An 11,841-nucleotide genomic window follows, 5' to 3' on the forward strand; every position below is an offset into this window, starting at 1 on the left:
GCGCGGTGGACGGAGGCGGAGCGAGCGTGCAGGTCTGGCAGGGACTCGGGCAGGTGCCGCCGGGCACGGGTCCGAGCGTCGTGACGATCGGGAACTTCGACGGCGTGCACGCCGGCCACCGCGAGGTGCTCGCTCGCGTGGTGAGCGAGGCTCGCACGCGGGGTGCGCTCGCCGTCGCGATGACGTTCGACCCGCACCCCGCCGTCGTGCACCGTCCCGGCGAGGCGCCGCCCCAGCTCACCGGCCTCGCCGACAAGCTCACGCTCCTCGCCGAGACCGGCCTGGACGCCGTGCTCGTCGTGGCGTACACGGCCGACTTCGCGGCGCAGCCGGCGGAGCGGTTCGTCCGGCGCTACCTCGTCGACTCGCTCGCCCCCGTCCTCGTGGTGGTGGGCCACGACGTGCGGTTCGGCGCCGGCAACGCGGGCGACCGCGCCACGATGGCGCAGCTCGGGGAGCGGTTCGGCTTCGAGGTCGACGTGCTCGAGGACGTCCTGGACCCCGACGAGCAGCGCCGCTGGTCCTCCACCTGGGCACGGGCCCTGCTCGCCGAGGGCAACGTCGAGGAGCTCGCCGAGCTGCTCGGCCGACCGCACCACATGCGCGGCGCCGTCGTGCACGGCGAGGCGCGCGGGCGTCAGCTGGGCTTCCCGACGGCGAACCTCGACCCGGCCTCGGCCGGCGCGGTCCCCGCGGACGGCGTCTACGCGGGCTGGCTCGTGCGCGACGGCGGCGCGGGGGACCGCCTGCCCGCCGCCATCTCCGTGGGCACCAACCCGACGTTCGACGGCGAGACGCGCCAGGTCGAGGCGCACGTCATCGGCCGCACCGACCTGGACCTGTACGGCGAGGAGGTCGTCGTGGAGTTCGTCGCGCTGCTGCGCCCGACGCTCCGGTTCGACGGGATCGACCCGCTCGTCGCGCAGATGCACGCCGACTGCGCCCGCGCGCTGGCGATCCTCGGCGTCGCGCGCTGACGCGGTCCACGCCGTCGTGCGCCCGCTGGTGTAAGGTGGGGGAGCCGTCAGAACGGCCGCGGACAACCCATGCCCCGGTGAACAAGCCCGGGCGCGCCGCGCAACGAACAACGAAGGAGAACCGTGGCCCTCGACGCCGCCGTGAAGCAGTCCATCATCGCCGAGTACGCGACCCATGAGGGTGACACCGGTTCGCCGGAGGTCCAGATCGCGATGCTCTCGCAGCGCATCAAGGACCTGACCGAGCACCTCAAGACCCACAAGCACGACCACCACAGCCGCCGGGGCCTGATGCTCCTGGTCGGTCAGCGTCGTCGCCTGCTCGGTTACCTGCAGAAGATCGACATCGACCGCTACCGCTCGATCATCGAGCGCCTCGGTCTGCGTCGCTGAACCCCGCGCACCGGCCCGGACCCGCCAGGGACCGGGCCGGTGCCGCATGCTGCGCGGCTCCGCGCGTCCTGGACGAGCGGGCCGGCGCAGTGCACAACTGAACACCTCACCACCGCGCCGGCGCTCCGCCGTCGGTCCTCGGTAGTGGCCCCCGGGCTCGCGGGTCGGCACGTCCGACGGCGAGGCGTGGGCCTCGATCGAAGACCTCCGTCGGGCGCGGCGCACGAACCGACAAGGAGGGCACCCATGGAGGGTCCCGAGATCACGTTCGCCGAGGCCACCATCGACAACGGGCGCCACGGCACCCGCACGATCCGCTTCGAGACGGGTCGGCTGGCCAAGCAGGCCGCCGGCGCCGTGCTGGCCACGCTCGACGAGGACACCGTCGTGCTGTCCACCACCACCGCGGGCAAGCACCCCCGCGAGGGCTTCGACTTCTTCCCGCTGACCGTCGACGTCGAGGAGCGGCAGTACGCCGCGGGCAAGATCCCCGGCTCGTTCTTCCGCCGCGAGGGTCGCCCCAGCACCGAGGCCATCCTCGCGTGCCGCCTCATCGACCGCCCGCTGCGCCCCCTGTTCGTCAAGGGCCTGCGCAACGAGGTCCAGGTCGTCGAGACCGTCCTGGCGATCCACCCGGACGACACCTACGACGTGCTGGCGATCAACGCCGCGTCCGCGTCCACGCAGATCTCCGGCCTGCCGTTCTCCGGCCCGGTCGGCGCCGTGCGCATCTCCCTCATCGACGGCCAGTGGGTCGCGTTCCCGCGCTACAGCGAGTCCGCGACCGCCGTCTTCGAGATGGTCGTGGCGGGGCGGATCGTCGGTGACGACGTCGCGATCGCCATGATCGAGGCCGAGGCGACCGACAACGCCTGGCAGCTCATCAAGAACGAGGGTCAGCAGGCGCCCACCGAGGACGTCGTCGCCGGCGGTCTCGAGGCCGCGAAGCCGTTCATCCGGGCGCTCTGCGAGGCGCAGCTCGACCTCGCGTCGCGCGCCGCCAAGGAGGTGCGCAGCTTCCCGCTGTTCCCCGACTACGAGGCCGACGCCCTCGAGGCCGTCAAGGCCGAGGTCGGCAACGCCCTCGAGGAGGCGCTCACGATCGCGGACAAGCAGACCCGCGAGACTCGCCTCGACGAGGTCCGCGACGCCGCGGTCGGCGCCCTGCAGGCCGGCTTCGACGGCCGCGAGAAGGAGCTGCACGCCGCGTACCGCTCCCTCACCAAGGCCGCGATCCGCCGTCGGATCCTCACGGACTCCTTCCGCATCGACGGCCGCGGCCTGCGGGACATCCGCCCGCTCTCGGCCGAGGTCGAGGTGCTCCCGCGCGTGCACGGCTCGGCGCTGTTCGAGCGCGGTGAGACCCAGATCCTGGGTGTCACCACGCTGAACATGCTGAAGATGGAGCAGCAGCTGGACACGCTGTCGCCCGTCACCAAGAAGCGCTACATGCACAACTACAACTTCCCGCCCTACTCCACCGGTGAGACCGGTCGCGTCGGCAGCCCCAAGCGCCGCGAGATCGGCCACGGCGCGCTCGCCGAGCGCGCCATCGTGCCGGTGCTGCCCAGCCGCGAGGAGTTCCCCTACGCGATCCGTCAGGTCTCCGAGGCGCTCGGGTCCAACGGCTCGACGTCGATGGGCTCGGTCTGCGCGTCCACGCTCTCGCTGCTCAACGCCGGTGTGCCGCTGCGTGCCGCCGTCGCGGGCATCGCGATGGGCCTGGTCTCGGACGAGGTCGACGGGGAGACCCGCTACGCGGCGCTCACCGACATCCTCGGTGCCGAGGACGCGTTCGGCGACATGGACTTCAAGGTCGCCGGTACGCGCGAGTTCGTCACCGCCATCCAGCTGGACACCAAGCTCGACGGCATCCCCGCGCACGTCCTGGCCGGCGCCCTCGGGCAGGCCAAGGAGGCGCGCCTGACGATCCTCGACGTCATGGCCGAGGCGATCGACGCGCCCGACGAGATGGCGGCCACCGCGCCGCGCGTCATCACGGTCCAGGTCCCCGTCGACAAGATCGGCGAGGTCATCGGTCCGAAGGGCAAGATGATCAACCAGATCCAGGACGACACGGGCGCCGACATCTCCATCGAGGACGACGGCACCGTGTTCATCGGCGCGACGGACGGGCCGTCCGCCGAGGCCGCGCGGGCGGCGATCAACGCGATCGCGAACCCGCACATGCCCGAGGTCGGCGAGCGCTTCGTCGGCACCGTGGTGAAGACGACGACCTTCGGCGCGTTCATCTCGCTCAGCCCCGGCAAGGACGGTCTGCTGCACATCAGCCAGATCCGTCGCCTCGTCGGCGGCAAGCGGGTGGAGAACGTGGAGGACGTCCTCTCGATCGGCCAGAAGGTCCAGGTCGAGCTCGCCGAGATCGACCCGCGCGGCAAGCTGTCGCTGCACGCGGTGATCGACGAGGACGAGAAGGCCGCCGGCGCCGAGGCGCCCGTGGGCGCGGACGCCTGAGCATGCCCCTGCCCCTCGGTTCCACCGAGGAGCTCGACCTCACCCTCCAGGACGGCTCGCGGCTGCGCCGCACCGTCCTGGAGGGCGGGGTCCGCGTCCTCTCCGAGACCATCCCCGCGACGCGGTCGGTCTCGATCTCGGCCACGGTCGCCGTCGGCTCGCGAGACGAGCGCGACGGCCACCACGGCTCCACGCACTTCCTCGAGCACCTGCTCTTCAAGGGCACCCACCGCCGGGACGCGCTCGACATCGCCGCCGCCTTCGACGCCGTGGGTGGCGAGGCGAATGCCGTCACCGGCAAGGAGAGCACCTCCTACTACGCGCGCGTGCTCCAGGCCGACCAGGCCATGGCGACCGACGTGCTCCTGGACATGGTCACCTCGGCGACGCTCGACGTCGAGGACGTCGAGCTCGAGCGCGGCGTGATCCTCGAGGAGCTCGCGATGGCCGACGACGACCCGAACGACGTCGCGCACGAGGCCTTCGCCGCCGCGGTGCTGGCCGGCCACCCGCTCGGCCGCCCGATCGGCGGCACCCCCGAGACGATCCGCGCGGTCCCGCGTGACGCGGTCTGGGACCACTACCGGCGCACCTACACCCCGGCCGAGCTGGTCGTCACGGCCGCGGGCGCCGTCGACCACGACGCGCTGTGCGCCATGGTGCGCCAGGGCGCGCTCGACGGCGGGTGGGAGCTCGCCCGCGGCGCGCGGCCCGCGCCGCGGCGCACCGAGCAGCCGCCCGCCGAGGCGCCGGGGACGGCGCTCACCGTGCACCGCTCGACCGAGCAGGCGACCGTGGTGCTCGGCGGCCGCGCGATCGCCGCCGACGACGAGCGCCGGTTCGCGCTCTCCGTCCTCAACGCGGTGCTCGGCGGGGGGATGTCCTCGCGCCTGTTCCAGGAGATCCGCGAGAAGCGTGGCCTCGCCTACTCCGTCTACTCGTTCGCGACCAGCTACACCGAGGCCGGGTACTTCGGCCTCGCGGCCGGCTGTCAGCCCGCGCGCGTGGCCGAGGTCGCCACGCTCATGGCGCAGGAGTGGCGCTCGCTCGCGACCGACGGCGTCACACCCGAGGAGCTCGACCGGGCGATCGGCCAGCTCGTCGGCTCGCTCGTGCTCGGCCTGGAGGACACCGGCTCGCGGATGTCGCGGCTGTCCCGCGCCGAGGTCACGCTGGGGCAGTGGTGGGACGTCGACGAGACGCTCGCCGCCATCCGCGCGGTGACGGCCGAGGACGTGCGAGCGCTCGCCGTCGACCTGCTCGCCCGGCCGCGCTCGCTCGTCGTCGTCGGCCCGGCGACCCACGACGTCGCGGGCGAGGTGCTCGCGTCCCTCGCCTAGGGTTGCCCCGTGACGATCAGGGTGGCCGTGCTCGGCGCGGCGGGACGGATGGGGACGACGACGGCGCAGGCCGTCCGCGCGGCGCAGGGCCTCGAGCTCGTCGCGGAGCTCGACGCGGGTGACGACGTCACCGCCCTCGCAGGCGCGGCCGACGTCGCGGTCGACTTCACGGTCCCCTCGGTGACCGAGGGCAACGTGCACGCGCTGCTCGACTCCGGGGTGCACGCCGTCGTGGGCACGACCGGTTGGGACGACGCCGCCCTCGCGCGGGTGCGCACCCACCTCGCACAGACCCCCGACCTCGGGGTGCTCGTGGCCCCGAACTTCGCGCTCTCGGCGGTGCTCGCGATGCGGTTCGCCGCCATCGCCGCCCCGCTGTTCGCCTCGGTCGAGGTCGTCGAGATGCACCACCCCCGCAAGGTCGACGCGCCGTCGGGCACCGCGGTGCACACCGCCCGCGGCGTCGCTCAGGCCCGTGCGGCCGCGGGTGCACCCCCGATGCCGGACGCCACCGAGCTCGACCCCGACGGTGCCCGCGGCGCCGACGTCGACGGCGTCCACGTGCACGCGTTGCGGCTGGAGGGGCTGGTGGCGCACGAGCAGGTCTTCCTGTCCAACCCCGGGGAGCTGCTCACGATCCGCACGGACTCCTTCGACCGCAGCAGCTTCATGCCCGGGGTGCTCCTCGCGATCCGCGAGATCGGTACCCGGCCGGGGCTCGCCGTCGGGCTCGACGCCTACCTCGACCTGTGAGCCGGCGCGCGCGGGGGATCGGAGTCGCGGCGATCGCCGTGGCGCTCCTGCTGCTCTACGTGTGGGCCGTCGCGTGGCGCGGCTGGGCGCTCGTGACGAGCGGCCGCGCGGTCGGCGTGGCCCTGGGCCTCGCCGTGCTGATCATCCCGCTGCTCGTGGTGTGGTTCGTGGTGCGCGAGGTCGGCCAGGCGATGGCCGTGGACGCGCTCACGAAGCGGCTCGCCGACGAGGGCGGGCTGCACGAGGACGACCTGCCCCGCTCGCCCGGTGGGCGGATCGACCGCAGCGTGGCCGCCGAGCAGTTCCTCGCGGCCCGGGACGCGGTCGCGGCCGAGCCGGACAGCTGGCGCGCGTGGTTCCACCTGGGCTGGGCCTACGACGCGGCGGGCGACCGGCGGCACGCGCGCGAGTCGCTGCGCCGCGCCGTCCGGCTCGAGCGGGTCGAGCGCGCCGGACGGCGCGGCTGAGCGGTCAGTTGCCAGCGCGCACGTGCGCCGGCCGGGGGATCCGTTGTCGTCGGTCGGGTCCTCAGTGGGCGGGCTCGTCCACGCGGTAGGCCACGCCCTCGTCGCCGCGCTCGGCGTTCGCGGCACGCTGACGCGGGCTGAGCGTCATCCGGTCGATGAGCGCGAGCGCGAGCGCGGAGGCCACGAACGCGAGGTGGATGAACGTCTGCCACATCATCTCGTCGGTGTCGACGTCGCGCGAGGCGGACTCGATGAACGTGCGCAGCAGGTGGATCGAGGAGATCCCGATGATGCTCATCGCGAGCTTGGTCTTGAGCACGTTGGCGTTCACGTGGTTCAGCCACTCGGGCTGGTCGGGGTGGCCGTCGAGGTTCATCCGGGAGACGAACGTCTCGTAGCCGCCGATGATGACCATGATGAGGAGGTTGCTGATCATCACCACGTCGACGAGTCCGAGCACCATGAGCATGGTGATCGCCTCGCCGGAGAAGCCCACGTACTGCTCCGGCACGTGGTGGTTGTCGATCGCGTAGTCGATGAGGTGCACGAGCTCCTTGGCGAACTGCACCACGTAGACGATCTGGGCGATGATCAGGCCCAGGTAGAGCGGGGCCTGGAGCCACCGCGACGCGAAGATGAGGGACGAGAAGGCACGCGCGGGCGCCGCGGTCGGGCTCGTGGAGGTGCTCACGGGGTTCCTTGACTCCTAGGGCTGGGACGGTCTGGTCCGGGACGAACGTCCTAACGTATCCGGCCGCTCGAAAGTTGCTCGCGTCCTCACGGGTGCTACCGGGCGCTCCCGTGCGCCGGGAGCACCGCCGTGAGCAGGATCTCCTCGACCTCGCCGCCCGGCACGTCGAGCCGACGGCGCAGTCCCGCCTCCCCGAGACCCGCCGCCTCGAGGAACGCCGTGCGCTCGGCGTCGCTGCGCACCGTCCACGTCGCGAGGTGGTGCGCGCCGCGCTCGCGGGCGAGGTCCGCGACGGCCGCCAGGAGGCGTGAGCCGTGCCCCGCGCGGCGCGCGTCGGGCGCCACCTCGAGCGCGAGGAGCTCGGCGGTCCAGCCGCCGCCGTCGCTGCTCGGCTCGCCGTCGCGGTGGTCGCCGGTGGGCCGTTCGCCCGTGGCGGGCTCGCCGTGCGCGGGCCGCTCGCCGTCGAAAGCCTCGCCGTCGGGCACCCGCAGCGAGCCCGACGACGGCGCGCACGCCGCGAAGCCCACCACCGTCGGTCCCGCCACGGCCACGAGGACGCGGGCGCGCGGGTCGGGTGCGGCGCCGGCGGCGCGCCGCCAGGTCTCGGCGACCGCGTCGGCGTCGAGGCCGTCGACGACCTGCTCGCCCAGCGTCGCCCGCCAGGCGGCGAGCTGGATGCGCGCGATCGCCTCGGCGTCGGCGGGCTGGGCGGGACGGACGGAGACGTCGGCGAGGGTCACCCCGCCATTGTTCGTCACATTCGTGCTCGGCACTCCCACGGGCGCGTGGCGCAGCGCGGACGCCCCGTGTCGCGGGCGTGCCGTCCGGCGCCGCGTGGGTGTCGCCTCGTGTCGCCCGGGTGTCGCCGGGGCGTCCCCAGGCTCGGTTGCTACCCTCGTGTCCGTGCCAGGCGTCGTGACCCCGCCGCCCACCCGGTCCGGACAGCTCCGACCCGGGCCGGACCCCACCCCCCGTCCGCCACGCGGCTCGAGCCCCCACGCCGTCAGCCCGGCCGTGTACCGGCGCCGCAGACTGGCCGTCGGGCTCGGCCTGCTCCTCGTGGTCGCGCTCGTGTGGTGGCTGGTCGCCGGCCTCTCCCACCGGGGCGAGGCCGTGCCGGACGCGGCGGCCCCGGTCGGCGCGGCGACGGCCGCGAGCACCGCATCGGCCGCGCCGTCGGCGCCGGGCTCGCCCGCCGTGAGCCAGGCGGTGGTCGACGACCTCACCGCGGCAGCCTCCGCAGGCACGGCCCGACTGGCGCAGTGGGACCCCGTGGTGCTCGACGCGAGCCGGCTCGACGCGCTCCGCGCGGCAGTGGACGACGCCGCGGCAGCCCTCGCGGAGGGCTCGACGGCGAGCGAGGCCGACCTCGCCGCGCTCGCCGAGCGCGTGCGGACCGAGACCGCCGCCGTACCCGAGATCGTGACGTCCACCGAGGGGCCGACCACGATCGGCGGGGTCGTGATCGCGAACAAGACGTTCGCGATGCCGGCGAGCTACGCGCCCGGGATCCTGCCCGAGGTGGACGCCGCCTGGACCCAGATGCAGGCCGCGGCGTGGAACGACGGGGTCACGCTGTGGATCGACTCGGGCTTCCGGTCCTCCGCGGACCAGGAGATCACCTACCAGGGCTACGTGAGCAAGTTCAGCGTCGACTACGCCGACACGTTCTCCTCGCGGCCCGGCCACTCCGAGCACCAGACCGGGCTCGCGCTCGACATCAACAACGCCCACCCCGACTTCGGCGGCACCGCCGCGGCGACGTGGCTCGCGCAGCACGCCCCGGAGTACGGCTTCGTCATCCGGTTCCCCGACGGCAAGCAGGACGTGACGGGCTACAAGTACGAGCCCTGGCACGTGCGCTACCTCGGCGTCGACCTGGCGACGTCGCTCACGCAGCAGGGCCTCACGCTCGAGGAGTACCTCAACGTGACCTCGCGGTACACACCCGACGCGTGAGCACGCCCGTCCGTGGGCGTCTCGTGCCGCGTCCCCGATGCGCCGCGAGCAGGGGTGGCGCGGTAGGTTCGGTGCCATGACGCGCAACGCCGAGGCACTGGCGACGTTCGGATCCGTGCTCGTGGCGATGGTCACCCCGATGGACCCCGACGGTCGCGTCGACATCGACGCCGCGTGCTCCCTGGCCGAGCGTCTCGTCGACGACGGCGCGAACGGCCTCGTGCTGAACGGCACCACCGGGGAGTCGCCCACCACCCACCAGCCGGAGAAGGACGCCCTCGTGCGTGCCGTCGTGGACGCCGTGGGCGACCGTGCGCGGATCGTCGCCGGAGCGGGCTCCAACGACACCCAGCACGCCGTCCGGATCGCTCGCAGCGCCGAGCGGACCGGGGCGCACGGCCTGCTCGTGGTGTCGCCGTACTACAACCGGCCCTCGCAGGAGGGCGTCTACCGGCACATCCGCAGCATCACCGACGCGGTCGACCTGCCCGTCATGCTCTACGACATCCCCGGCCGCACGGGCGTCGCGATCGGCGACGGCGTGCTCGACCGGCTCGCCGAGCACGACCGCGTCCTCGCGGTCAAGGACGCCACCGGGAACGTTCCGGCCGGGTTCACCCGCATGCGGCGCACCGGCCTGGCGTTCTACTCCGGCGACGACGCGCTCAACCTCGCCTGGCTGACACACGGCGCCGTGGGCGTCGTGAGCGTCGCCGGGCACGTCGTCGCCGGCGCCTGCGCCGAGATGGTCGCGAGCATCAGCGCGGGCGACCTGCCCCGCGCCCAGGACCTCTCGGTCGAGCTCGCCCCCGTGTGCGAGGCACTCCTGGGCACCGGGCAGGGCGCGGTGTACGCCAAGGCCGCGCTCGAGCTGCTCGGCGCCATCCCGCACCGCTCGGTCCGCTCGCCCCTCGTGGAGGCGGACGAGACCGAGCTCGCAGACCTCGCCGACGCGCTGCGCGCCGCCGGCATCCTCGCGGCCTGAGCCGCGGGCAGTCCGCGTCCGCGTCCCGCGGGTGCGGACTCACCGACGGAAGGAACCTGATGTCCCACCCCCATCCCGAGCTCGACCTGCCCGGCCCGCTCCCTGCCGGGGCGCTCCGCGTGATCCCGCTCGGCGGCCTCGGCGAGGTCGGCCGCAACATGACCGTGCTGGAGTTCGACGGCCGCCTGCTCGTCATCGACTGCGGCGTGCTGTTCCCCGAGGACCACCAGCCCGGCGTGGACCTGATCCTCCCGGACTTCTCCGCCATCGCCGGCCGTCTGCAGGACATCGAGGCGGTGGTCCTCACGCACGGCCACGAGGACCACATCGGCGCCGTGCCCTATCTCCTGCGGCTGCGGGGCGACATCCCGCTCATCGGCTCGCGCCTCACGCTGGCGTTCGTCGCCGCGAAGCTCAAGGAGCACCGGATCTCCCCGGTGCTGCGGGAGGTCAAGGAGGGCGACGAGCTCACCGTGGGTCCGTTCGCGCTCGAGTTCGTGGCCGTCAACCACTCGATCCCGGACGCGCTCGCCGTCGCCGTCACCACCGGCGCGGGCACGTTGCTGCACACCGGCGACTTCAAGATGGACCAGCTCCCGCTGGACGGGCGCATCACCGACCTGCGCGCCTTCGCGCGGCTGGGGGAGCGCGGCGTCGACCTGTTCCTGCCGGACTCCACCAACGCGGAGGTGCCGGGCTTCACGACGGCGGAGGCTGAGATCGGTCCCGTGCTCGACCGGGTCTTCGCGGCCGCGCCCGGCAAGATCGTCGTCGCGAGCTTCTCCTCGCACGTCCACCGGGTGCAGCAGGTGATCGACGCCGCGTGGGCGAACGACCGCAAGGTCGCCCTGGTCGGCCGGTCGATGGTGCGGAACATGACGATCGCCGTCGACCTGGGGTACCTCACGCTGCCGGGCGACGTGCTCGTCGACGTCAAGCGGATCGACGACTACCCGCCGGACGAGATCGTGCTCATGTGCACGGGCTCGCAGGGGGAGCCGATGGCCGCCCTGTCGAGGATCGCGAACCACGACCACCGCGTCTCGGTCGGACCGGGGGACACCGTCGTGTTCGCCTCGTCCCTCATCCCGGGCAACGAGAACTCCGTCTACCGTGTCATCAACGGCCTCACCCGGCTCGGCGCGAAGGTCGTGCACCAGGGCAACGCCCGCGTGCACGTGTCCGGCCACGCCAGCGCCGGCGAGCTGCTCTACTGCTACAACATCCTGCGTCCGCGCAACGTCATGCCCGTGCACGGGGAGATCCGCCACCTCGTGGCCAACGGCGCGCTCGCCGTGCGGACCGGCGTGCCGCCCGAGCGGGTCGTGCTCGCCGAGGACGGCGTCGTCGTCGACCTCATCGACGGCAAGGCGCGCATCGTGGGCGCCGTGCCGTGCGGGTACGTGTACGTCGACGGTTCGTCGGTGGGCGAGATCGGCGAGGCCGACCTCAAGGACCGGCGCATCCTCGCGGAGGAGGGCTTCATCTCCGTGTTCGTCGTCATCTCGGCCGAGGACGGCAGCGTGGTGGCCGGGCCGCAGGTCCACACCCGCGGCCTCGCGGAGTCGGCCGCCGTGCTCGAGGAGATCGTGCCGCAGGTGCGCCAGGCGCTCAACGACGCGACGCGCGAGGGCGCGGTGGACACGCACCAGCTCCAGCAGGTGATGCGGCGCGTCGTCGGTCGCTGGGCCGGCACGCGGCTCAAGCGCCGCCCGATGATCATCCCGGTGGTCGTCGAGGCGTAGTCGGGTCGACCGGCCGGGCCCGTCTGCGTGACGGGGGCCACGGACCAACCGTCGAG

The 11,841-nt window shown here is 73.3% G+C and carries 11 protein-coding genes; 9 read left to right on the forward strand and 2 right to left on the reverse strand.

The window, feature by feature from the left end:
- Positions 1–26: 26 nt before the first annotated feature.
- From AC3AQ1_RS14965 to AC3AQ1_RS14990, 6 genes are all read left to right on the forward strand, one after another.
- Positions 27–977: a bifunctional riboflavin kinase/FAD synthetase gene (locus AC3AQ1_RS14965; protein ID WP_108720268.1), complete on the forward strand. Its 951-nt coding sequence runs from the start codon at positions 27–29 to the stop codon at positions 975–977.
- Positions 978–1,100: 123 nt separating this feature from the next.
- Positions 1,101–1,370: a 30S ribosomal protein S15 gene (gene rpsO, locus AC3AQ1_RS14970; protein ID WP_108719644.1), complete on the forward strand. Its 270-nt coding sequence runs from the start codon at positions 1,101–1,103 to the stop codon at positions 1,368–1,370.
- 246 nt (positions 1,371–1,616) lie between these two features.
- Positions 1,617–3,845, forward strand: a complete 2,229-nt coding sequence (locus tag AC3AQ1_RS14975; RefSeq protein WP_108719645.1) for a polyribonucleotide nucleotidyltransferase — start codon at positions 1,617–1,619, stop codon at positions 3,843–3,845.
- Between the two features lie 2 nt (positions 3,846–3,847).
- The gene (locus AC3AQ1_RS14980) at positions 3,848–5,185 is read left to right on the forward strand and encodes a M16 family metallopeptidase (RefSeq protein ID WP_108719646.1); all 1,338 of its coding nucleotides are present in this window, start codon (positions 3,848–3,850) and stop codon (positions 5,183–5,185) included.
- 9 nt (positions 5,186–5,194) lie between these two features.
- On the forward strand, positions 5,195–5,938 hold the full coding sequence (gene dapB, locus AC3AQ1_RS14985) for a 4-hydroxy-tetrahydrodipicolinate reductase (RefSeq protein WP_108719647.1): 744 nt from the start codon (positions 5,195–5,197) through the stop codon (positions 5,936–5,938).
- Complete coding sequence (locus AC3AQ1_RS14990; protein WP_108719648.1) at positions 5,935–6,405, forward strand: tetratricopeptide repeat protein; 471 nt, start codon at positions 5,935–5,937, stop codon at positions 6,403–6,405. Before dapB ends, AC3AQ1_RS14990 begins: the two co-directional genes overlap by 4 nt.
- Positions 6,406–6,466: 61 nt before the next feature.
- Here the strand turns inward: AC3AQ1_RS14990 and AC3AQ1_RS14995 are convergent, their stop codons facing one another.
- The gene (locus AC3AQ1_RS14995) at positions 6,467–7,096 is read right to left on the reverse strand and encodes a TIGR00645 family protein (RefSeq protein WP_108719649.1); all 630 of its coding nucleotides are present in this window, start codon (positions 7,094–7,096) and stop codon (positions 6,467–6,469) included.
- 95 nt (positions 7,097–7,191) lie between these two features.
- Positions 7,192–7,836 carry a GNAT family N-acetyltransferase gene (locus AC3AQ1_RS15000; RefSeq protein ID WP_199916483.1) on the reverse strand — a complete coding sequence of 215 codons (645 nt, stop codon included), beginning with the start codon at positions 7,834–7,836 and terminating at the stop codon, positions 7,192–7,194.
- Between the two features lie 163 nt (positions 7,837–7,999).
- Here AC3AQ1_RS15000 and AC3AQ1_RS15005 point away from each other — a divergent pair, with 163 nt between their 5' ends.
- The 3 genes from AC3AQ1_RS15005 to AC3AQ1_RS15015 all read left to right on the forward strand — a co-directional run bounded on the left by AC3AQ1_RS15005 (position 8,000) and on the right by AC3AQ1_RS15015 (position 11,785).
- A complete protein-coding gene (locus AC3AQ1_RS15005) occupies positions 8,000–9,055 on the forward strand; it encodes a M15 family metallopeptidase (RefSeq protein WP_159096589.1) in 1,056 nt (351 codons plus the stop codon).
- 76 nt (positions 9,056–9,131) lie between these two features.
- The gene (dapA, locus tag AC3AQ1_RS15010) at positions 9,132–10,040 is read left to right on the forward strand and encodes a 4-hydroxy-tetrahydrodipicolinate synthase (RefSeq protein ID WP_108719652.1); all 909 of its coding nucleotides are present in this window, start codon (positions 9,132–9,134) and stop codon (positions 10,038–10,040) included.
- Positions 10,041–10,099: 59 nt separating this feature from the next.
- Positions 10,100–11,785 carry a ribonuclease J gene (locus tag AC3AQ1_RS15015; RefSeq protein ID WP_108719653.1) on the forward strand — a complete coding sequence of 562 codons (1,686 nt, stop codon included), beginning with the start codon at positions 10,100–10,102 and terminating at the stop codon, positions 11,783–11,785.
- Positions 11,786–11,841: the final 56 nt, after the last annotated feature.

It is taken from the genome of Miniimonas sp. S16 (genome assembly GCF_057748195.1).

Bases quoted from the DNA above. Each gene is read 5' to 3' on its own strand.
- AC3AQ1_RS14975 (WP_108719645.1), top strand. From the start codon at position 1,617: ATGGAGGGTCCCGAGATCACGTTCGCCGAGGCCACCATCGACAACGGG.
- AC3AQ1_RS14980 (WP_108719646.1), top strand. From the start codon at position 3,848: ATGCCCCTGCCCCTCGGTTCCACCGAGGAGCTCGACCTCACCCTCCAG.
- dapA (WP_108719652.1), top strand. From the start codon at position 9,132: ATGACGCGCAACGCCGAGGCACTGGCGACGTTCGGATCCGTGCTCGTG.
- AC3AQ1_RS15015 (WP_108719653.1), top strand. From the start codon at position 10,100: ATGTCCCACCCCCATCCCGAGCTCGACCTGCCCGGCCCGCTCCCTGCC.